This window comes from Streptomyces sp. R35 (genome assembly GCF_041053035.1).
GTDB classification, from domain to species: Bacteria; Actinomycetota; Actinomycetes; order Streptomycetales; family Streptomycetaceae; genus Streptomyces; species Streptomyces lutosisoli.
On record NZ_CP163440.1, the window covers coordinates 1960702 to 1982136 of the forward strand.

The 21435-nt window shown below is 70.6% G+C and carries 20 protein-coding genes and 1 riboswitch; of the genes, 6 read left to right on the forward strand and 14 right to left on the reverse strand.

All coding sequences use genetic code 11. The annotated features are described in order from the left end of the window. Positions 1-46: 46 nt before the first annotated feature. On the reverse strand, positions 47-1003 hold the full coding sequence (locus AB5J50_RS09275; RefSeq protein WP_369256629.1) for a hypothetical protein: 957 nt from the start codon (positions 1001-1003) through the stop codon (positions 47-49). 231 nt (positions 1004-1234) lie between these two features. Here AB5J50_RS09275 and AB5J50_RS09280 point away from each other — a divergent pair, with 231 nt between their 5' ends. Then, a complete protein-coding gene (locus tag AB5J50_RS09280) occupies positions 1235-1888 on the forward strand; it encodes a uridine kinase (RefSeq protein WP_369256631.1) in 654 nt (217 codons plus the stop codon). A gap of 435 nt (positions 1889-2323) precedes the next feature. Further along, positions 2324-4189, forward strand: a complete 1866-nt coding sequence (locus tag AB5J50_RS09285) for an AAA family ATPase (protein WP_369256633.1) — start codon at positions 2324-2326, stop codon at positions 4187-4189. Positions 4190-4351: 162 nt separating this feature from the next. Here AB5J50_RS09285 and AB5J50_RS09290 read toward each other — a convergent pair whose 3' ends face one another. The 9 genes from AB5J50_RS09290 to AB5J50_RS09330 all read right to left on the reverse strand — a co-directional run bounded on the left by AB5J50_RS09290 (position 4352) and on the right by AB5J50_RS09330 (position 11748). After that, positions 4352-5440, reverse strand: a complete 1089-nt coding sequence (locus AB5J50_RS09290) for a hemolysin family protein (RefSeq protein WP_327427194.1) — start codon at positions 5438-5440, stop codon at positions 4352-4354. Further along, the gene (locus AB5J50_RS09295; RefSeq protein ID WP_369256635.1) at positions 5437-6762 is read right to left on the reverse strand and encodes a hemolysin family protein; all 1326 of its coding nucleotides are present in this window, start codon (positions 6760-6762) and stop codon (positions 5437-5439) included. The genes AB5J50_RS09290 and AB5J50_RS09295 overlap by 4 nt, the downstream gene beginning before the upstream one ends. A 199-nt stretch (positions 6763-6961) precedes the next feature. Continuing rightward, on the reverse strand, positions 6962-7426 hold the full coding sequence (locus AB5J50_RS09300; RefSeq protein ID WP_369256637.1) for a PH domain-containing protein: 465 nt from the start codon (positions 7424-7426) through the stop codon (positions 6962-6964). Positions 7427-7440: 14 nt separating this feature from the next. After that, a complete protein-coding gene (gene hisG, locus AB5J50_RS09305) occupies positions 7441-8301 on the reverse strand; it encodes an ATP phosphoribosyltransferase (RefSeq protein WP_369256639.1) in 861 nt (286 codons plus the stop codon). A 50-nt stretch (positions 8302-8351) separates the two neighbouring features. Beyond that, on the reverse strand, positions 8352-8624 hold the full coding sequence (locus tag AB5J50_RS09310) for a phosphoribosyl-ATP diphosphatase (RefSeq protein ID WP_327427198.1): 273 nt from the start codon (positions 8622-8624) through the stop codon (positions 8352-8354). Positions 8625-8658: 34 nt separating this feature from the next. Next, positions 8659-9144: a 6,7-dimethyl-8-ribityllumazine synthase gene (gene ribH / locus AB5J50_RS09315; RefSeq protein WP_327427199.1), complete on the reverse strand. Its 486-nt coding sequence runs from the start codon at positions 9142-9144 to the stop codon at positions 8659-8661. A gap of 59 nt (positions 9145-9203) precedes the next feature. Then, on the reverse strand, positions 9204-10502 hold the full coding sequence (locus AB5J50_RS09320) for a bifunctional 3,4-dihydroxy-2-butanone-4-phosphate synthase/GTP cyclohydrolase II (RefSeq protein WP_369256641.1): 1299 nt from the start codon (positions 10500-10502) through the stop codon (positions 9204-9206). Continuing rightward, positions 10499-11137 carry a nicotinamide riboside transporter PnuC gene (locus AB5J50_RS09325; RefSeq protein WP_369256643.1) on the reverse strand — a complete coding sequence of 213 codons (639 nt, stop codon included), beginning with the start codon at positions 11135-11137 and terminating at the stop codon, positions 10499-10501. Before AB5J50_RS09325 ends, AB5J50_RS09320 begins: the two co-directional genes overlap by 4 nt. Continuing rightward, positions 11134-11748, reverse strand: coding sequence for a riboflavin synthase (locus tag AB5J50_RS09330; protein ID WP_327427202.1), 615 nt, complete (start codon positions 11746-11748; stop codon positions 11134-11136). Before AB5J50_RS09330 ends, AB5J50_RS09325 begins: the two co-directional genes overlap by 4 nt. A 152-nt stretch (positions 11749-11900) precedes the next feature. After that, a riboswitch (FMN riboswitch) is annotated at positions 11901-12031 on the reverse strand. A gap of 353 nt (positions 12032-12384) precedes the next feature. Between AB5J50_RS09330 and AB5J50_RS09335 the strand changes: the two genes are divergently transcribed. Together AB5J50_RS09335 and AB5J50_RS09340 are read left to right on the forward strand one after the other, a co-directional pair. Further along, entirely contained in the window at positions 12385-13275 is an 891-nt protein-coding gene (locus tag AB5J50_RS09335; protein ID WP_369256645.1) for an RNA polymerase sigma-70 factor, read from the forward strand. Positions 13276-13401: 126 nt separating this feature from the next. Then, positions 13402-14157 carry an SDR family oxidoreductase gene (locus AB5J50_RS09340; RefSeq protein WP_369256647.1) on the forward strand — a complete coding sequence of 252 codons (756 nt, stop codon included), beginning with the start codon at positions 13402-13404 and terminating at the stop codon, positions 14155-14157. Between the two features lie 253 nt (positions 14158-14410). Here AB5J50_RS09340 and AB5J50_RS09345 read toward each other — a convergent pair whose 3' ends face one another. Continuing rightward, the gene (locus AB5J50_RS09345; protein ID WP_369256649.1) at positions 14411-15601 is read right to left on the reverse strand and encodes an ROK family transcriptional regulator; all 1191 of its coding nucleotides are present in this window, start codon (positions 15599-15601) and stop codon (positions 14411-14413) included. A 122-nt stretch (positions 15602-15723) separates the two neighbouring features. Between AB5J50_RS09345 and AB5J50_RS09350 the strand changes: the two genes are divergently transcribed. Continuing rightward, complete coding sequence (locus AB5J50_RS09350) at positions 15724-16935, forward strand: MFS transporter (RefSeq protein WP_369256651.1); 1212 nt, start codon at positions 15724-15726, stop codon at positions 16933-16935. Here AB5J50_RS09350 and AB5J50_RS09355 read toward each other — a convergent pair. Together AB5J50_RS09355 and AB5J50_RS09360 are read right to left on the reverse strand one after the other, a co-directional pair. After that, positions 16895-17356 (reverse strand): acyl-CoA thioesterase, encoded by a 462-nt coding sequence (locus tag AB5J50_RS09355; RefSeq protein ID WP_369256653.1) that lies wholly within the window; start codon positions 17354-17356, stop codon positions 16895-16897. The genes AB5J50_RS09350 and AB5J50_RS09355 overlap by 41 nt on opposite strands. A 93-nt stretch (positions 17357-17449) precedes the next feature. Next, positions 17450-18715 carry an alginate lyase family protein gene (locus AB5J50_RS09360; protein ID WP_369256655.1) on the reverse strand — a complete coding sequence of 422 codons (1266 nt, stop codon included), beginning with the start codon at positions 18713-18715 and terminating at the stop codon, positions 17450-17452. 133 nt (positions 18716-18848) lie between these two features. On the opposite strand from AB5J50_RS09360, the gene AB5J50_RS09365 reads away from it, so the two are divergent. Next, entirely contained in the window at positions 18849-20228 is a 1380-nt protein-coding gene (locus AB5J50_RS09365; RefSeq protein ID WP_369256657.1) for a uracil-xanthine permease family protein, read from the forward strand. 11 nt (positions 20229-20239) lie between these two features. On the opposite strand, the gene AB5J50_RS09370 is transcribed toward AB5J50_RS09365, so the two are convergent. Then, the gene (locus tag AB5J50_RS09370; protein WP_369265346.1) at positions 20240-21355 is read right to left on the reverse strand and encodes a glycoside hydrolase family 6 protein; all 1116 of its coding nucleotides are present in this window, start codon (positions 21353-21355) and stop codon (positions 20240-20242) included. Positions 21356-21435 lie beyond the last annotated feature (80 nt).

Sequence of the window (21435 nt, forward strand, 5' to 3'; positions counted from 1 at the left end):
ACCGGAAGACTGGGGGGTGGCCGGAAAGCCGGTCCGGGCTGCAGGGTCAGGCGCCTCCCGGCACCGGCAGGCCGCAGGAACGGCGGGCGCGGGAGAGCTGCTCCTCGGGCTCGCCGAACACGCTCCAGGGCATACGGCAGGCGTACGGCCCCATGGCCATGAAGACCGCACGCGCCTCGAACTCGCGCTGGGACATGAACAGCGCGTGCGCCAGATACGCCAGATCGAGCACCGGTGTGAACCGGTATCCCGGCAGCTGCGGCAGCCAGTTCTGGTAGATCGCGAGCGCCGTGGCGCGCCACTGGGGCTGCTCCCAGGTGCGGTCGACCAGGAGTTGCGAGGGGTTGTAGCTCTCCACCAGGGCCACCAGCGGAAGCAGCCGCAGCGGCGAGGAGGCGGGGGCCCGCTGGCTCAGGAAGGCGGCGACGTCCCAGGCGGCGTTCACCGAGCCGCCGTGCCGCGTGAAGAAGAACGTCAGGAAGCGGTGGTGGCCCTCACGGTTCCAGGGATCGAGGCGGAGGATGTGCGAGAACAGCCGCCAGGGGCCGGTCGGCCGGGTGAGCAGACCCTGTGGGGCGGGGTCGCGCAGATCGTGCAGCCGGGCCATGGCCAGTTTGGCGACCCAGGGCGTGGGATCGGCGGGGTCCGTCGCCGCGGCCCGGTCGCACGCGGTCAGCGCTATCCGCTCCAGCGCCTCGGCCCGGTCGTCCTTGGCGTCCGCCGCGCGCAGCGCCCGCAGGACGGCCACACGTGCCCACATCAGGGCGGCCTCGGGGGTCGGTTCCTCGGCCAGCCAGCGCTCGGCGAGGTCGGAGTCGGCGGCCTCGGAGGCCAGGACCAGGGAGCGGTGGGCGCGCAGTCCGAAGTCGCCGCGCGTCTCCGCCAGGGCTTCATGGGCGCTCAGATAGCGGCCGGCCCGGACATCCACGCATACGCTCGCGAGTCTGCGGTCGTCGGCCGCCGGATGCCACACATACTGCCCCTCGAATAACCCCGCGGCCATCTTCCCCTGTCCATCCCCGTACGACACTTCACGGTTGCGCAACAGGCACCCTACTCAGCATCAGGGGGAACCGGAACGGCGTTTCCGAAATACCTGGTTCCGTGGCCTCCACGGCTTATGGAAGGAGTGAAAGGAGTACTTGAGGAATGTTCAATGACTGGTTCAATACGGCACTATTCGGTACCCATGACTCCGCTGTGGACGCGAGTCGATAGAATGTTCCATAGGAATATGCCAACATCTCATCGCACCCCGGGAAGCCCCATTCACGACCTCGCCTCACACCTGCGCCGGCTGCCGCCCTCCTGCGGCCCCGTCCGCCTGATCGGCGTCGACGGGCACGCGGGCTCGGGAAAGACCACTTTCGCCGGGCAGTTGGCGGCGGCACTGGGCGGCGCGCCCGTGCTGCACCTCGACGACATCGCGACGCACGAGGAGCTCTTCGCCTGGACGGAGCGACTGCTGCGCCAGGTGGTCGAGCCACTGCGGCGCGGCGAGACGGCGCGCTACACCCCCTACGACTGGATCGCCCGGGGTTTCGGGCCGGCCCATGAGCTGCCGCCCGCACCCGTCATCCTTCTGGAGGGCGTCGGGGCGGGCCGCCGCGCGGTGCGCCCGTTCCTCGCGCGACTGCTGTGGATGGAGTTGCCGCACGACGAGGCCTGGGCGCGCGGGCAGCGGCGGGACGGTGAGGCGCAGAGCGAGTTCTGGGCCGGATGGGTCCGCGCCGAGCGCCAACACTTCACCAAGGACCCCTCAAGACCGTTCGCCGATCTTCTGGTGCGGCAGTGTTCCGAGGGATACGAGGTGCTGCCGGGGCCCGTTGCGACCCCCGAACCGGACCACTTCATCACTCACGGTGACGGACCATCCGCAGTGTGCTGAACTTGTGAAGGCCCTTGCGTGAGAAGTTCTCGAAGTGCTTCAACTCGGCTTGACCGGGGGGCCGTACAGGACTTACGTTCTCAATGTGCGGCCTTTCGAAGCCGCCCGCAGTCGCGAAGCCCCCGGTTGTTCCCCCGTGATCGGGGGCTTCGTTCTGCCCACACCCCCTCTTTCCGGACGCTGCGCGCCGTGATTCGCTCACCCTCGGTCACCGTGCGAAGTGCGCCCCATCTGCTCCCACCTCGTGGAACGGGGTGTGCGGCACCCTTCGGCCCGCGTATGCACCGCAGGTACGATGCCTCTCGGTGCGACCTTCGGACGGCTGCTCTGCGCACCGATGCAACTCCCGTCCGCGGCACAGCGGTTCGACCAAAGCTGCCGACGGGCACCGGCCCGTTCGGAGAACCATCGGGGGCACGGTTTGTGGGGGACGTGATGGACTTCGGCACGCAGGGCCCCGAGGCCCCGGCCGACCTCGCCTGGATGCGAGGCGTGGACGCCTACACGATGGGCGCCTATCCGCAGGCGGAGGAGGAGTTCCGCACCGCGGTCCGGATGGACCCGGGCATGGCGGACGGCTGGCTCGGACTGCACGCGCTGCGGGTGGACACGACGACCGCCCTGTTGCGGATGTTCCGGCACCGGGACCGCTTCGGGGAGCAGCGCACCCGTCACCGGCGCACCCTCAACTCCTGGTACTGGCTGGGCTGGTGGGTGCAACCGGTGCTGGAGAGCCCGCGCGATCTGCTGCTCGCGCACGCCTCGCACTGGCTCGACGGACGCCATGTCCCGGAGCTGGACCGGGCGTTGGCCGGCCTGCCCCCCGTCGACACGGACCCCCAGGTGCGATTCCTGCACGCGTGCCGCGCCTATCTGGTCAAGGACTGGGAGCAGTTGGTCCGGCACACCGATCCGCTGATCGACGATCCCATGCTGGGCATAGAGGCCGGCCTCTTCGGCGGAATGGCCCGGGTCCGCCTGGAGATGTTCGGCCAGGCCGAGCCTCTCCTCTCCTCCGCCCTGATGCGCTGCCGCAGCGAGCAGCCGCAGCGCAAGGAGCTGCGGTACTGGCTGGCGCGGGCGCACGAGGGCACGGGGCGGTCCGCCGCCGCGCTGCCCCTGTACCGGGCGGTGCACCGGGTCGACCCCTCCTTCATGGACACCTCGGCGCGGCTCGCGGCCATCTCCGAGGGCGACGGGTACGACGATGCCGCCGCCGACCTGGCGGCGATCACGCTCGCCGGAGTCGGGCAGGACGTGATGGAGGGCCCGGACGGCATGGATCCGCTGTTCGGCGGCGAGGGACGGGACCTGAAGCTCTCGGAGCCCGACTTCGCGCCGCCGGGGGCGCTGCCGCCCGAGACCGACGCGGTGCGCGAGAAGGCCGTGATCCCGGTGCAGCCGCTGCCCGCGGGGCCGACCGACCCCGCGTTACTCGAAGACGCGCTCAACGAGCTGGAGCGCATGGTGGGCCTGGAGCCCGTGAAGCGCCAAGTCAAGGCGCTGTCTGCGCAGTTGAACATGGCGAGACTGCGCGCCGGGCAGGGCCTCCCGGTCCAGCCGCCCAAGCGGCACTTCGTCTTCTCCGGCCCCTCCGGCACCGGCAAGACCACCGTGGCCCGCATCCTCGGCCGGGTCTTCTACGCGCTCGGGCTGCTCGGCGGCGACCATCTGGTGGAGGCCCAGCGGGCCGACCTGGTCGGCGAATACCTCGGCCAAACGGCCGTGAAGGCCAACGAGTTGATCGACTCCGCGATCGGTGGAGTCCTCTTCGTGGACGAGGCGTACTCCCTGTCCAACTCCGGGTACGGCAAGGGCGACGCGTACGGCGACGAGGCCCTGCAAGTCCTGCTGAAGCGGGCCGAGGACAACCGGGACCACCTCGTCGTCATCCTCGCCGGCTACCCGGAGGGCATGGACCGCCTGCTCGCCGCCAACCCCGGCCTCTCCTCCCGCTTCACCACCCGCGTCGACTTCCCCTCCTACCGCCCCCTCGAACTCACCTCCATCGGCGAGGTACTGGCCGCCGAGAACGGTGACATCTGGGACGAGGAGGCGTTGGACGAGCTGCGCTCGATCGCCGGGCACGTTGTCGACCAGGGCTGGATCGACGAGCTCGGGAACGGGCGCTTTCTGCGCACCCTGTACGAGAAGAGCTGCGCGTACCGGGATCTGCGGCTCTCGGGCTATCCGGGCACCCTGTCGCGCGACGACCTGTCCACGCTTCGGCTGCCGGATCTTATGCAGGCGTACGGGGAGGTTCTGTCGGGCCGGGGGCCACAGGATCCGTCGGCGATGTGACGACGGATTTCGCCCCCGCCGCCCCTACCCGTCCCATCCCTGGGGGCTGCGCCCCCAGACCCCCTTTTAATTATGTGCGCAGTTCCCCGCGCCCCTTTTAGGGGCGCGGGGAACTGCGCGAACGGGCCCCACCGGCCCGCAGCCGACACACGAACCGGTGGGTCAGCTTGCCAGGGCCTCCTCCGGGGCCTCGCTGGGGCGTGGGTCCGAGACGCGTACGGCCGGAGTCTGTCGGTGGGCCGGGTCACGTACCTCGCCGACCAGTAGCTCCAGTACGTCCTCCAGGGCCACAAGACCCAGCACCTTGCCGGACGCGTCGGCGACCTGCGCGAGGTGCGTCGCCGCGCGGCGCATCACCGTGAGGGCGTCGTCCAGCGGGAGTTCGGAGCGCAGGGTCGTCATCGGGCGCCAGATCTGCTGGGGTACCGCCCGCTCGGACTCCTCCAGGTCGAGTACGTCCTTCACATGCAGGTAGCAGCCCATGAAGGCACCGTTCTCGGCAACCACCGGAAAGCGGGAGTACCCGGTGCGCGCGGTGAGCGCGACGATCTGGCCCGGGGTGACCGAGGGGCCCACGGTCACCAGGGAGTCGCGGTCCAGGAGGACGTCGGTGACCGGGCGGGAACCCAGCTCCAGGGCGTCTTCGAGGCGCTCCTGCTCCTCGGGGTCGAGGAGGCCCGCCTGACCGGAGTCCTCGACGAGACGGTTGAGCTGTTCGCTCGTGAAGACCGCCTCGACCTCGTCCTTGGGCTCCACACCGAACAGCTTCAGGATGAGCCGCGCGCACGCGCCGAGCGCCACCGTGACCGGCCGGCACAGCCGCGCGAAGGCGACAAGGCCGGGGCTGAGCCACAGCGCCGTCTTCTCGGGCGCGGCCATCGCCAGGTTCTTCGGCACCATCTCGCCGATGACGAGGTGGAAGAAGACGACGAGTGCGAGCGCGATGACGTATCCGAGCGGGTGGATCAGCCCGTCGGGCAGACGGACCGCCTCGAAGACCGGCTCCAGCAGCTGGGCGACGGTCGGCTCGGCGACCGCGCCGAGCGTCAACGAGCAGACGGTGATGCCGAACTGGGCCGCGGCCATCATCTGCGGCAGCCGCTCCAGGCCGTACAGGACCTGTCGGGCCCGCGCGGTCCCCAGCGGTTCGATCTGGCTGCGCCGCACGGAGACGAGCGCGAACTCGGCACCGACGAAGAAGCCGTTGGCGAGCACCAGCAGCGCGGCGAACAGGAGTTGGAGCACGCTCATCGCACAGCCTCCGCAAGGGGCGCGGTCCGCACGAGGCGGACGCGTTCGGCGCGGTAGTGGCCGACCTGGCGCACCGACAGGCGCCAGCCGGGCAGTTCGGCCTTGTCGCCGGGGGCCGGGATCCGGCCGAGCAGATCGGCGACGAGGCCGGCGACGGTCTCGTACGGACCCTCGGGCACGTCGAGGCCTATGCGCTGCAGGACGTCGACCCGGCAGCTGCCGTCGGCGTCCCAGGCGGGCCGGCCGTCCTCGGGCGGCGCGGCGGCGAGTTCGGGCAGGTCCTGCCCGTCGTGCTCGTCGCGGACCTCGCCGACCAGCTCCTCGACGATGTCCTCCAGGGTGACCACGCCCGCCGTACCGCCGTACTCGTCGACGACGACGGCGATCGGCTGCTCGCTGCGCAGCTGTTCCAGCAGGGGCTGCACGGGCAGCGTCTCCGGGACGAGCAGCGGGGCCTGGGCGATCCGGCCGACCGGGGTACGCAGCCGGTCGTGCGAGGGGATCGCGAGGGCGTCCTTGAGGTGCACCATGCCGACGATCTCGTCGATCCGCTCCCGGTAGACGGGGAAGCGGGACAGGCCGGTGGCGCGGGTGAGGTTGACGACGTCCTCGGCGGTCGCGGAGGACTGGAGGGCGCTGACCTTCACGCGCGGGGTCATGACGTGCTGCGCGGTCAGGTCGGCGAGCGAGATGGTCCGTACGAAGAGATCCGCGGTGTCCTGCTCCAGGGCGCCGGCCTGCGCGGAGTGCCGGGCCAGGGAGACGAGTTCGCCGGGGGTGCGGGCGGAGGCCAGCTCCTCGGCGGGCTCGACGCCCAGGGCGCGTACGAGCCGGTTGGCGACCGCGTTGAGCGCGGCGATCACCGGACGGAACAGGCGGGAGAAGACATGCTGCGGGCCCGCGACGAAGCGGGCGACCTGCAGGGGCTTGGACACCGCCCAGTTCTTGGGCACGAGTTCGCCGACGACCATTTGCACGGCCGCGGCGAGCAGCATGCCGACCACCACGGCGACACCGGACACGGCGCCGGCGGGCAGCCCGATCGCGGCGAAGGGTCCGTGCAGCAGTTCGGCGAGCGCCGGTTCGGCGAGCATGCCGACGACGAGTGAGGTGATGGTGATGCCGAGCTGGGTGCCGGAGAGCTGGAAGGACAGCTCCTTGAGCGATTCGACGACCGTACGGGCCCGTCGGTCGCCGTCGGCCGCGGCCTTCTCGGCGTCGGGGCGCTCGACCGTGACCAGGCCGAACTCCGCCGCGACGAAGAAGCCGTTGGCCAGAATCAGCAGGAACGCCGCCCCAAGGAGCAGCAGGGGGATGGTCATGCCGCCGCCTCGATATGTCGGGAGGGGGCGGCGCAGGTACTACAGGACGATCCGTCCATCGCTGGAGGGAGTCACTCCTCGGATAGCAGGGGGCCTCTGAATGCCGGGCGGCACATCAGAAGCGGAGGCGCAACGAAAACGCCTCCGCCAACAGATTAATCAAGACATGGGCCCGCAGGGCAGGGTGGAAGGCTGAGAGTCAGCCCTGATGTTGCTCGGGGTCACGGATGGACCGGGCCTCGGCGAGGGCACGCAGGGCGCGGGCGTCCTCGATCGCGCGCTGCTTGGCGATGCCCGGCTGGATGCCGAGCGCGGGCAGGCTGGTGCCGTCGCTGAGGTTGAGGAACACCCAGGGGTCGCCTGGGCGCAGGTGGACCTGAACGATTTCAGCCCAGTCCAGGTGTCGCTTGCCGGCGATGTTGACGACGGTGACGCCGGTCTCGTCGGCGACGACCTTGGGCCGGGAGAGCAGCAGGAGCACCGCGAAGAGCAGTGCCGCCGTGAAGACGAAACTGACGCGCTCCCCCGGGCTGAGCTGCTCCAGGAGCATCGCGACCGTCGTGATGACCACGAAGATCGCCGCACCGGCGGTGAGCAGGACGGCCCGGGTGCGGGACGGCCGGAACGTGACGGGCAGGGCGGGAGTCTGGTGGGAGTCCGGCATGGCTCGCGGTCCCGTCAGAGCCGGCAGGCGTGGATGGCCGTGGTCAGGATGGCCCGCGCGCCGAGCGCGTACAGGTCGTCCATGATCCGCTGGGCCTCCTTGGCGGGGACCATGGCGCGCACGGCCACCCAGCCCTCGTTGTGCAGCGGCGAGATGGTCGGCGACTCCAGGCCGGGCGTGAGGGCGACGGCCTTCTCCAGGTGCTCGGCACGGCAGTCGTAGTCCATCATCACGTACGTCCGGGCCACCAGGACGCCCTGGAGGCGGCGCAGGAACTGCTGCACCTTGGGCTCGGCGTCCTCATCCGAAGTGTCGGAGCCGACACGGCGGATGACGACGGCCTCGGACTTCATGATCGGGTCGCCGAAAACCTCCAGGCCCGCGTTGCGCAGCGAGGTGCCGGTCTCGACGACGTCGGCGATGACCTCGGCGACGCCCAGCTCGATGGCGGTCTCGACGGCGCCGTCGAGGTGGACGACGGAGGCGTCGATGCCGTGGTCGGCGAGGTGCCCCGCGACGATGCCCTCGTACGAGGTGGCGACCGTCATGCCCGCGAGGTCCTCGACGCCCTTGGCGGTGCCGGGCTTGGTGGCGAAGCGGAAGGTCGAGCGGGCGAAGCCGAGCGGGAGGATCTCCTCCGCCTTGGCGCCCGAGTCGATGAGCAGGTCACGGCCGGTGATGCCGATGTCGAGACGGCCGGAGGAGACGTAGATCGCGATGTCGCGGGGGCGGAGGTAGAAGAACTCGACCTCGTTCTCCGGGTCGACGATCCGCAGTTCCTTGGACTCCCGGCGCTGCTGGTAGCCGGCCTCATGCAGCATCTCCGCCGCAGGGCCTGACAGGGAACCCTTGTTGGGGACGGCGATGCGCAGCATGAGGTCGGCTTCCTTTGCGTGATGGGGATGTGTCTGCGGAACAAGGGGATTTAAAGGTGGGCGTACACGTCGTCGAGGGAGATGCCGCGCGCGACCATCATCACCTGGACGTGGTAGAGCAGCTGCGAGATCTCCTCGGCGGCGGCGTCCTTGCCCTCGTACTCGGCGGCCATCCAGACCTCTGCGGCCTCTTCGACGACCTTCTTGCCGATGGCATGGACGCCCTTGCCGACCAGCTCGGCGGTGCGCGAAGTGGCGGGGTCGCCGTTGGCGGCCTTCTGCTGGAGCTCGGTGAACAGCTCCTCGAACGTCTTCTTGGACATGATGCCGCCCACCCTACGCGCTACCGCCCCTGCCTCAGCGCCAGGGTTCAGATACTGAGCGCAGCGTGGCCGCCGTCGCCACGGCGGCGGTCACCGCCTCGTGTCCCTTGTCCTCGTTGGAGCCCTCGATGCCCGCGCGGTCGAGGGCCTGCTCCTCGGTGTCGCAGGTCAGCACGCCGAAGCCGACGGGGACACCGGTGTCGATGGAGACCTGGGTGAGGCCGTTGGTGACGCCCTGGCACACGTATTCGAAGTGCGGGGTGCCGCCTCGGATGACGACGCCGAGCGCGACGATCGCGTCGTAGCCGCGGCCCGCGAGGACCTTGGCCACGACCGGGAGCTCGAAGCTGCCCGGGACCCTGAGCAGGGTCGGCTCGTCGATTCCCAGCTCGTGCAGGGCGCGCAGCGCGCCGTTGACGAGGCCGTCCATCACCTTTTCGTGCCACTGTGCCGCGATGACCGCGACGCGCAGGTCGCCGCAGTTGCGTACGGACAGTTCAGGTGCACCCTTGCCGCTCACGTCTCTCCTCAGTGCCGCTTGCTGTGTTGCCGATAGTGCAGTTTGTTATGGATTGCCTGTTACTGGTTGCCGCAGGCGGACACGGTGGCCGTGTCCAGCCAGGGCAGGTCGTGACCCATCCGGTCCCGCTTGGTGCGCAGGTAGCGGAGGTTGTGCTCGCCTGCCTGTACGGGCATCGGCTCCCGGCTCGTGACCTTGAGGCCGTGCCGGACGAGCGCGTCGGTCTTGTCGGGGTTGTTGGTCATCAGGCGCAGGCTGCGCACACCGAGATCCTCCAGGATCTGCGCGCTGGCGCCGTAGTCCCGGGCGTCGGCGGGCAGGCCCAGCTCCAGGTTGGCGTCGAGGGTGTCCCGGCCGCGCTCCTGAAGCTCGTACGCGCGCAGCTTGGAGAGCAGCCCGATGCCGCGCCCCTCGTGGCCGCGCAGGTAGACCACGATGCCGCGGCCCTCGGCCTGGATGCGCTCCATGGACGTCTGGAGCTGGGGGCCGCAGTCGCAGCGCAGCGAGTGGAAGATGTCGCCGGTGAGGCATTCGGAGTGGACGCGGACGAGGACGTCCTCGCCGTCGCCGATCTCGCCGTGCACGAGGGCGACGTGCTCGACGCCGTCGACGGTGGAGCGGTAGCCGTACGCCGTGAACTCGCCGAAGGCGGTGGGCAGCTGGGTCTTGGCCTCGCGGCGGACGGTGGGCTCCGCGGTGCGGCGGTAGGCGATCAGGTCCTCGATGGAGATGATCGTCAGGCCGTGCTTGCGGGCGAAGGGGATCAGCTCGGGCAGCCGGAGCATGCGGCCGTCCTCGCCCGCGATCTCGACGATCGCGCCGGCCGGGCGCAAGCCCGCGAGACGGGCGAGGTCGACGGCGGCCTCGGTGTGGCCGTTGCGGACCAGGACGCCGCCGGGCTTGGCGCGCAGCGGGAAGATGTGGCCGGGGCGGACGAAGTCGTCGGCCTGGGCGGTGCCGTCGGCGAGGAGCTGAAGCGTGGTGGCACGGTCGGACGCCGAGATGCCGGTGGTCACACCGTGAGCGGCGGACGCGTCCACCGACACCGTGAACGCGGTTTTCATCGACTCGGTGTTGTCGTCGACCATCTGCGGGAGCCGGAGCCGGTCCAGCTCGTCGCCCTCCATGGGCGCGCAGATCAGCCCGCGGCACTCGCTCATCATGAAGGCGACGATCTCAGGGGTCGCCTTCTCGGCGGCGATGACGAGGTCGCCCTCGTTCTCCCGGTCCTCGTCGTCGACGACCACGACCGGGCGGCCCGCCGCGATGTCGGCGATGGCCTGCTCGACCGGATCGAGCGCGAAGTCCGAGGCATCAAGATCGTGCCCGGTGCTGTACCAAACCGGCGCCGTAGTCATGCCGGGGCTCCTTCCAGGACGGGCTGCCCGGCCTTGCGGGAGCGCAGCCACCAGTCGCGCATGCCCCACAGGACGAGCGCGCCGTACAGGACGTAGACGAAACCGGAGAAGGCGAAGCCGTTGGCGAAGTTGAGAGGCACGCCCACCAGGTCGACCAGCAGCCAGGCGAACCAGAACTCGACCATGCCGCGCGCCTGGGCGTACATCGCGACGATGGTGCCGACGAAGATGTACGCGTCCGGCCAGGGGTCCCAGGAGAGGGACGGGTACGCGAAGAACAGACCGGCGACCGCGACGGTGCCGATGGCCGCGGCACCGGCCATCGCGGCACGCTCACGCCAGGTGGCGAACCGCACCGCGATGGAGCCGTCCTGGCCCTTGCCGCGGTTCCACTGCCACCAGCCGTACACCGCGACGACCATGACGACGACCTGCTTGCCGGCGCTGCCGGAGAGGTGGGCGGTCGCGAACGCCGCGAAGAGGATGACGCCGGAGAGGAACTGGACGGGCCAGCTCCAGATGGAGCGCCGCCAGCCGAGCGCGAGGGCGATCAGACCGATCACGTTGCCGATCATGTCCGACCACTTGATGTGCTGGTCGAAGAGCGTGAAGGCCTCGGAGTTGAGCCAGTTCACTTGCCGGCCCCCTCGGCGGTGGCGCGGTCGCCGAGCAGTCGCTCGACGTACTTGGCGATGACGTCGACTTCGAGGTTGACCGGGTCGCCGGGCTGCTTGAGGCCGAGCGTGGTCAGGTCGAGGGTGGTGGGGATGAGGCTGACGGTGAAGTAGTCAGGGCCCGCGTCGACCACCGTCAGGCTGATGCCGTCGACGGTGATGGAGCCCTTCTCGACCACGTAGCGGGAGAGGTCCGCGGGGAGCGAGATCTTCACGATCTCCCAGTTCTCGGACGGCTTGCGCTCGATGACCGTGCCCGTGCCGTCGACGTGTCCCTGCACGATGTGCCCGCCGAGGCGCTCGCCCACGGCCATGGGGCGTTCGAGGTTGACGCGGGAGCCGACGGTCAGGGCGCCGAGGCTGGAGCGGTCCAGGGTCTCCGCCATCACGTCGGCGGTGAATTCGTCGCCTTCGTGCTCGACGACCGTCAGACAGACTCCGTTGACGGCGATGGAGTCGCCGTGCTGCGCGCCCTGCGTGACGACGGGGCCACGCAGACGGAAACGCGAGGCGTCGTCGAGAATCTCGACGGCGGTGACCTCACCCAGCTCTTCGACGATTCCGGTGAACACTTCCCGGGTCCTCCTGCCTCATGGGGCACGGACTCCGGGGCCTGTCGATGACGACAGAATGAGCGGACAGCGACACCGGGAGCGACGCCGAAAGGAGACTCGTCCCACAGGACAAGTCGCAACAAACGGCAGCGCGCACGAATGCCCGCCCGCCGCGCACTGCCTCCCATCCGGACTTTAACCGTCGGTCCAGGAATTTCACCTGGTCAACCGGCCGCTGGAAGCGGCCGGGTCGCGGACTGTAACCGCCGGTTCGGAATTTCACCGACCCCGGAGTGCGCTGCTTCTGGTACAGGGCCAGTGTGCCACGCCTGATCGACGCCCATGCGGGCGAACGCCTGTGGGCTGGCTCACAGGCCATACGGATGGACTTCTGAGACGGCGCGCGAGTGGCCAACTCCCTTCCCGCCCCACACCCTTGAGACTGGTCCATACCTATTGACGCTCTGGTCTAGTCCATTTAAAGTCGGCGATCACCGTGATCTTCGCGATCACCACTTCGTCGACATCACCACTTCATTGAACCGGTTTGTCGACACCCCGACTTGTCGCCACCCCTCGATCGGCCCGGCGGCGGTGACGGAGGCCCTTGCCCCGCCGCCGGGTCTCCTACCCGGTCTCTGCCAAGGTGGGGGCGTGACGACGAGCCTCGCCGACGACTTCGAGACGCATCGCCCGCGGCTGTTCGGGCTGGCCTACCGCATGCTCGGTTCCGCCGCGGACGCGGAGGACACCGTGCAGGACGCGTATCTGCGCTTCAGCGGCGCCGACCACACGGCGGTCGAGCGGCCCGGCGCCTGGCTCGCCAAGGTCGTCACCAACCTCTGTCTCAACCGGCTGGCCTCGGCCCGCGCGCGGCGCGAACAGTACGCCGGGCCGTGGCTGCCCGAGCCGGTGATCACCTCGGACGGCACGCTCGGCCCCCTGGAGTCGGCCGAGCAGCGCGACGCCGTGTCCCTGGCCCTGCTGGTCCTCCTGGAGCGGCTCACCCCGACCGAACGCGCGGTGTACGTCCTTCGGGAGGCCTTCGCGTACGGCCATCGGGAGATCGCCGGCGTACTGGAGCTGAGCGAGGCCAACTGCCGTCAGCTGTACCGGCGGGCGGTGCAGCGGGTCGCTGCGCCGCAGGCCCGCTTCGAGGCCGCGCCCGAGCAACAGGCCGGGCTCGTCGCGTCGTTCCTCACGGCGGCCCGCGAGGGCGATCTGGCCGGTCTGGAGAACCTGCTGTCGGCGGAGGTGACCTGGTGGTCCGACGGCGGCGGCAAGGTCTCCGCGGCGCGCCGGCCGATCGAGGGGCGCGAGAAGGTTCTGCGGTTCCTGGCGGGCCTCCTGCGCGGGCTCGCGTCGGGCGACGTCGACTTCGCGGTGGCCGAGGTCAACGGACACGCCGCGCTGGTCGCCCGGGCCGACGACCGGCTGCTGAGCGTCGTGACCTTCGAGTTCCACGAGGGCGTGTGCACGGAGGTGCGGGCGGTGGTGAACCCCGACAAGCTGGAGTTCGCGGGCCGCCAGCTGGCACGGGTGTAGGGCCTGATCCACCGAGCACGACCACATCAACGCCCGGCGTTGTCACATTCGCCACGGCTGTCCGGTCTCAGCTGACGGAGGGCGCTCCACCCGGGAGCCGTCCGACGTCCGAAAGGGCTGAACAGCATGACCACGATCCTGGTGACCGGCGGTACCGGAACCCTCGGCCGGCTCGTCGCCGAGCGGCTGAGGGCGGACGGGCACGAGGTGCGGGTGCTCAGCCGGCACGCGCAGCCGTACGCCGTCGATCTGCGCGAGGGCGGTGCCGGGCTGGACGCCGCCGTCGAGGGTGTGGATTCGATCGTGCACTGCGCGACATCGCCGCGCGGGGGCGACGAGCAGGCCACCGCGCATCTGATCGCGGCCGCACGCCGGGCCGGTGTCCCGCACCTGGTCTACATCTCCATCGTCGGCGTCGACGTGGTGCCGCTCGGCTACTACAAGGCCAAGCTCGCCGTGGAGAAGCAGATCGAGGAGTCGGGGCTCGGCTGGACGATCCTGCGCACCACCCAGTTCCACGATCTCGTGGTCCAGCTGCTCGCGGCCCTCACCAAGCTGCCGGTCCTGCTGCTCCCCGCGGGTGTCGGCGACCAGCCGATCGAGGTCGCCGAGGTCGCCGAGCGGCTGGCCGAACTGGCGGTCGGCGCTCCCGCGGGGCGCGTCGAGGACATGGGCGGCCCGGAGGTCCGTACGTTTCCCTCGCTGGCGGGTGCCTATCTGCGCGCCACGGACAAGCGTCGCCCTCGCGCCAGGCTGCGCCTTGCGGGGAAGGCGTATCGGGCGTTCCGGGACGGGGGGCACCTGACGCCGCGGCGTGCGGTGGGGAAGGGCACGTTCGAGGATTACCTGGCGGTCCGGTTCGGGAGCGAGTCGAAGGGGTGACCGACGTCCGGGGTGCGCCGAGGGGGTTTTCGCCCCCGCCGCCCCTACCCGTCCCATCCCGTTCCTGGGGGCTGCGCCCCCAGACCCCCGCTGAAAAGATTGCGCAGTTCCCCGCGCCCCTTAAGGGGCGCGGGGAACTGCGCGACCAGCCCCCACCCACCCGCACCCAAGAAACAACCGAACGGGGTCGAAGGGGCAGAGCCCCTGGGGATGGGACGGGTAGGGGCGGCGGGGGCGAAAAGGGCCCCCGGGGCTACCGGGCCGGTGGCGGGGCGAACAGTTCGTCCTGGGCGCCGTCGCGGGCGGTCAGCAGGGCGCCGCGCAACACCGCACCGCCGCCCAATGTGCTCGCCCGAACCAACGTCGGCAACGGCGACATCCGCACCAGCCGCTCCTCGACCCGCGCGGCAAGCACATCACCTCCCGCCGTCCCGACCTCACCCCCGAGGACCACACACCCGGGATCCAGCACGGCGATCACAGACGCGGCCCCGATGGCGAGCCGGTCGGCAAGGGCGTCGAGGAAGCCGGCGGAGTCCGGCTCGTCGGGGGTGGCCACCGCCCGCCTCACCAGCGCCGCCGCATACGGTTCGTGCGCAGTGGGGTCCGCCACGACGCCGTACCGCTCCGCCAGCGCAGCCACAGCCGCCGCCCCGGCCAAGGAGTGGAATCCGCCCTCGCAGTCCGTCGCCGAGGGAAGCGTCGAGGTACCGGGCACAGGGAGAAAGCCGATCTCGCCGGTGCCGCCGGAGGCACCGCGCCGGAGCCGCCCGTCGAGCATCACTGCGGCACCGGTGCCATGGCCCAGCCACAGCAGCACGAACGTGTCGCGGTCGCGCGCGGCGCCGTCGCGCTGTTCGGCGACGGCGGCGAGGTTCGTCTCGTTCTCGACCAGGACGCGGGCGGGCAGGCGTTCCTGGAGGGCCGCGACCAGCCGGCGGTGCCACTCGGGAAGGCCGGAGGAGTCGCGGAGTTCGCCGGTCGCCGGGTCGATGAGGCCGGGCGCCCCGATGCCGACCGTGTGCAGCCGCTCCGCCCCCGCCTCCTTGGCCGCGCGTTCCACCAGCGTGACCGCCTGCTCTACGGCGGGCCCCGTGCCGATGTCGTCCGCGATGGGCACCGACGCCCGCGCGAGCTCCGCGCCGAGGAGGTCGGAGACGACGACGGAGACGCCCTCGGTGCGGACGTCGAGGGCGGCGAGATGGGCTTGGTCGGCGACGATCCCGTACACACGGGCGTTCGGGCCACGGCGCTGCTCTCCGGACTCCCCGACGATCGAGATCAGTCCGGCGGCCGCCAGCCGTTCGACCAGGTCGGCGACGGTGGGCCGGGACAGTCCGGTGAGCTGCTTCAACTGCCCTGCCGTCAACGGGCCTTCCTGCTGCAACAGCCGCAGGGCGAGCCGGTCGTTGATGGCCCGGGCGGTGCTCGGTGATGCGGGCATGCCGGGATCCTCCCAGATCAGCTGCCGTCCCTGGACGGCCGGTATATCGCCTATCTATCAGGCAGGGTTCCTGATAGTTTACGGCGGCAGTACGGGGAGCAGAGCCGGGAGGGGCGGAGAAAATGAGTGACGTGGTCTACGACCTGGGCGAGGTGAAGCGCGCCCGGTACGCCGTCGCCGCCGTGTTCGCGGTGCACGGCGCCGTGACGGGCTCGTTCGCGACCCGCGTCCCCTGGATCCAGGACCACGCCTCGCTCGGGGCGGGCCAGCTGGGCTTCGCGCTCGCCTTCACGGCGTTCGGGGCCTCCTGCTCGATGCCGCTGGCGGGGCGGATCACCCACCGCTTCGGGTCCCGTGCGGCGCTGCGTGGGCTGATCGCCCTGTGGACGATGGCCCTGATCCTCCCGTCGCTGGCGCCGAACCTCCTCACCCTCTGTCTGGCGATGTTCACCTACGGCGCGACGGCGGGGATGGCCGATGTCGCCATGAACGCGCTGGGCGTCGAGGTCGAGCGGCTCCTCGACAAGTCGATCATGTCCGGGCTGCACGGCATGTGGAGCGCGGGCGCCCTGATCGGCTCGGCCGCGGGCACGCTCGCCGCGCACCTGGGCTCCGACGCGCGTCTGCACCACGCGCTGGCGGCGGTGGTCCTCACGCTCCTCGGCGTGACCGCCTGCCGCTGGGTGCTCGATCTCCAGCCCGCCGAGGACGAGGAGCCGCCGCCGAGGTTCGCGCTGCCGCCCAAGTCGGCCCTGCTCATCGGCGCCGTCGGCTTCTGCGCGGTGTTCGCGGAGGGCGCGAGCCTGGACTGGTCGGCGGTCTATCTGCGGGACCAGCTGGGCACCTCGGCCGGTCTCGCGGCGGCGTCGACGACCGGTTTCATGCTGACCATGGCGATCGCCCGGCTGGTGGGCGACGCGGTGGTGAACCGCTTCGGCGCGGTGCGCACCGTACGGGCGGGCGGCGCGCTGGCCGTGCTCGGCGGACTGCTGATCGTCGTCGCGGACGATGCGGCGGTGGCGATGGGCGGCTTCGCGCTGCTCGGCCTCGGTATCGCCGTCGTCGTCCCGCTCTGCTTCGCGGCGGCCGGGCGCAGCGGCCCCAACCCCAGCCAGGCCATCGCGGGCGTCGCCACCATCACGTACACCTCGGGTCTGATCGCGCCGAGTCTGATCGGCACGGTGGCGCAGGCGACGAGTCTGGTGGTGTCGTTCGGGCTGGTCACGGTGCTGGCGTGCGGGCTCGCCGTGCTCGCGGGGGTACTGCGTGCGGGCGACCGTGACCGTCCGAAGGTCAGTCCTGCGAGCGCAGCAGTTCCTGACCCAAGGCCCTGAACCGGTCGCTCCACGGCGTCGGGCGCAGCGTCCCGGCGTCGAGCCGGACGAGGACCCTGGTGCCGTGCGCGTACGTCACCGCGCCATCGGCCGAGCAGAAGCGGAAGCCGTAGGTCAGTCCGGTGTTCCCGAGCCGGTCCAGCCAGAGGTGGACGGCGTACGCGCCCGGCCGGTCGACCGGAGCGTCGTAGCTGATCCGGAGCTCCTTGACGGCGTTGCAGAAGTCGCCCGCCGCCTCCCAGTCGCCCTCGAAGCCGGCGAAGCCGCGCTCGCTCCACAGCGCGGTCCAGGCGCGCTCGACCATCACCGGGTAACGGGCGTTGTGCAGCAGCCCGAGCGCGTCCAGGTCGTCGAAGTGGACGGTGGCGGGAATGAGCCGCCCGTACGCGAGGGCAGGGGCGGTCGGGGCTTCGGCGGTCACGGGCGGGGCTCCTGAGACGTACGGGACGAGAGAGATGTGGCTGAAAAGGACGCCCCATCCTAAGCAAACGCTCAGGAGACCCCTCCCGGCGAGTCAGCCCGCGATCGAGTCCAGCTGCTCCGCGGCGGGCCGCAGAGCCCACAGGTCACCGCCGGGCGGCGTTTCCAGCTTCGGCACGGCGGCCTGCGCGGCCCGGTCCCCCGCGTCGGCAGCCGCGTGGACGATGTCGCTCGCCGCGAACCGGTGGAACTCCAGCTCCGGGTGGGCCCACGGCTCGGCGCCCGTCGCCGCGGGCAGCAGATAGCCGACCGCCTTGAACAGGCTCTGGCCGTCCGGTCCTTCGTACGACCAGAGGTTCACGCCGACGTGCCGGCCGATGGCCGCGAGCCGGGTGTAGGCGACCAGGTCGAAGGCCGAGTAGTGCCAGCTGCGGGTGCGGGCCAGCTCCTGCGGCTGGCTCCCGTCGGCGGCGATCTGCGGGTCGATCCGCAGGGCGCGCGCGTCGAGGACGGTCCGCCGGGCGAGGTCCCGGTCGCCGGTCGCGTACGCCAGCGCGGCTAGCTGCATGTCGTAGAAGGTGCCGTGGTTGTTCTTGGCGGCGCCCTCCTCCTTGCCGAAGGTGCTGTTCGCCAGCCAGTCGCGGAAGTCGGTGTTCCAGGCGCGCATCGCGGTGCGGTCACCCTTGGACCAGCCCGGGGCGCCCGTGTCCAGGATCGCGATGGCGTCCAGGACGCTGGTGTAGGACTGCGAGAAGTCGATGATGCCGATCGCCCGGCCGTCGTACTTGCAGGGGATGAACTGCCCGTGGTTCAGGTTCGGGTTCATCCGGGTGTCCGGGGCGAGGAACCAGGTGCGCAGGACGGTGGCGGCCTTCTCGGCGTACTGCTTCTTGCCGGTGTAGTACCAGGCGAGCGAGAGGTCGTACGTGGAGTCGAAGACCTTCTCGACGTCCTGGCGGTCGGTGCCGGTGTCGACCTCGGGATTGCGCTGGCCGTCGCGCTGGACGTAGGGGCAACCCCAGGGATTGTCGGTGGTCCTGGGCTGCGAGGGCCACCAGTACGGGGCCTGGCTGAGGTAGTCGTGGACGTCGCCGCCGGGGGCGGGCTTCGGCTTGTCGACGACCGTCCAGGGGCCCTGGTCCAGCCAGTTGTCGGCGCGGGCCGTCAAGTCATTGAGAGCGCGGCCGAGTTGGGGGTCACCCTGGTCCAGACGTATCCGGGTCTGCTGGAGCCGGCCGCCGTCGAGGACGGCGGTCTTGGGGACCCGCGGAGCCGCGTGCGCCGCGGCGGAGGGAACGGCGACGGTCGCCACAGTGGCGACGACTGCCAGCAGGATGCCCAGACGGGGTCTTGCACTCATAGAGCACTCCGATCAGCAACGAGATCAAGAATGTGAACGCAGTTCATGAGTAGGACCGTGCGAGCGTAGGACCGCCGGTTAGCCGTGACAATGGTCCGGACAGATTCACGTACAGAGAAAGCGAAGCCTCACCATGGACCTCGGCGTGCGCTGGAAACTGCACGGCGACGGGCGGACGCCCGCCCCCGGAGCGGTCGTCCGCCCCGATGAACGCCTCACCTGGCCCCGCACCTTCGGGCTCGGGGCCCAGCACGTGGTGGCCATGTTCGGGGCGTCCTTCGTCGCACCCGTCCTCATGGGCCTGGACCCGAACCTCGCGATCATGATGTCCGGCGTCGCGACGGTCATCTTCCTGCTCGCGACGCGCGGCCGTGTGCCCAGCTACCTCGGCTGCTCGCTCTCCTTCGTGGGCGTCGCCGCGGTGATCCGCGCACAGGGCGGCACCAGCGCGACCGTGACCGGAGCGGTGTTCGTCGTGGGCATCGCCCTGTTCCTGGTGGGACTCGCCGTACAGCGGTTCGGGGCGCGGATCATCCACGCCACGATGCCGCCGATCGTGACCGGCGCGGTCGTCATGCTGATCGGCTTCAATCTCGCGCCGGTGACAGCGTCCACGTACTGGCCGCAGGACCAGTGGACCGCGCTGCTCACCATGCTCTTCACCGGTCTGGCCGTCGTCTGCCTGCGCGGTTTCTGGTCACGGATCGCGATCTTCCTGGGGCTGGTCTTCGGGTACGGGATCTCCTGGGCCTTCGACCGGGTCTTCGGCAGGATCCACTCGGTGGACGCGAGCGGAAAGCTCACGGACCACTGGCGGCTCGATCTGTCGCGCGTGGGCAAGGCGGACTGGATCGGGCTGCCCAGCTTCCACGGGCCGTCCTTCCAGTGGTCGGCGATCCTCGTCGCGCTGCCGGTCGTGATCGCGCTGGTCGCCGAGAACGCCGGTCACGTCAAGGCCGTCGGCGAGATGACCGGCGACCGGCTGGACGACAAGCTGGGCACCGCGATCTCCGCGGACGGCGTCGCCTCGATGCTCTCCACCGCGGTCGGCGGCCCGCCCAACACCACGTACTCCGAGAACATCGGCGTGATGGCCGCGACCCGCGTCTACTCGACCGCCGCCTACTGGGCCGCCGCGGGCTTCGCCCTCCTCTTCGGCCTCTGCCCCAAGTTCGGCGCGATCGTGGCGGCGATCCCGGGCGGCGTCCTCGGCGGCATCACCGTCATCCTGTACGGCATGATCGGCCTGCTCGGCGCCCAGATCTGGCTCAACGCCAGGGTCGACCTGCGCAACCCGCTGAACCTGGTGCCGGCCGCCGCGGGCATCATCATCGGCATCGGCGGCGTCACGCTGAAGTTCACGGACAACTTCTCGCTGAACGGCATCGCCCTTGGCACCCTCGTCGTGATCACCGGCTACCACGCGCTGCGGGCGATGGCCCCGGCCCACCTCAAGATGCAGGAACCGCTGCTCGACGAGGGGACCTCGACGTACGACGAGGAGAGCGCGTAGACAGACACCGGTCAGCGCGCCAGCTCATAGGCGTACTCCGCCGAGAAGGTCCCCGGCGTGCCCTTGCACCCGTCGGACTCCCCCGGCAGTTTCACCCACAGATAGGCGTCGATCCCGGCCTCCCCGGTGTTCAGGGTCGGCGCCTGTCCGATCTTGCGGCCCGCCGGATCGCACCACTCGCCGTCGGCAGGTGCGCCGTTGCCGTTCCGGCTGGTGTCGATGACGGCGCCCAGGCTCGCGGGGCCACCGAGAGCGGACAGCACGTGTCGGGCGTACGGGATCTCGTCGCTCGTACGGTGGAAATTGGACACGTTGGTGAAGATGCCGTCGGAGGAGGCGGGTGAGGCGGCGCCCGCCTGGTCGAGCAGCGAGGCCTGTTTGTCGACGGGGTTCCAGTCGGAGTGCCCGGCGTCGTAGTAGACGCGGGCCTTGGGGTTCGTGGCCTTGAAAACGCGGCCCGCGCGGGCCAGCGAGGCGAACCGGTCGGCCTGCTGGCCCTCGGTGAGGCAGTCGGACTGGGCGATCGAGTCGGGCTCCAGGATGACGATGACCTCGCCTGAGCCGAGCCCCGCCGCGAACTTGTCGATCCAGCCGTCGTACGCGGCGAGGTCGGGCGCCCCGCCCTCCGAGGCACCGCCGCAGTCGCGCTGCGGGATCGCGTACGGCACGACGACCGGGACCCGGCCCTGCGCGGCGGCGGCCGAGGTGACCGCCCTGACCCGTGCGGTGATCGTGGCCGGTGTGAAGTCCGCGAACCAGACGGCGGCCGGGCGGTCGGCTATCCGGGACTCGATGACGTCGCGACGGGAGTCGCCGGGATGGGCCGCGACCCAGTCGAGGACCTGGGAGTCGGGGTGGCGGTAGAGCAGGGCGGGTGCGGCCACGGTCACCGGCTTCTTCTTGCTCGGGGAGGGCTTCGGAGCCGGCCTCGGCGACGGGGATGCCGAGGAAACCGGGGACGGCGAGGCCGACGTGCGCGACGGCGTCGGTACGGCAGGCAGCGGCTGGAGGCTCGGCGAGCTGGTGACCAGCGGTTTGGCGTCGTCGGAGGGGCGGTTGCCGTCGAGCGCGGACATCATCCCCGTGGCGCTGCCGACCGCGACCACGACCGAGGCCGCCGCGACCATGGCGCCGCGCCGGGCGGCCCGCCTGCGCTCGGCCCTGCGCGTGGCCAGCCGCTGGGCACGTAAGCCTGACACGTACTGCT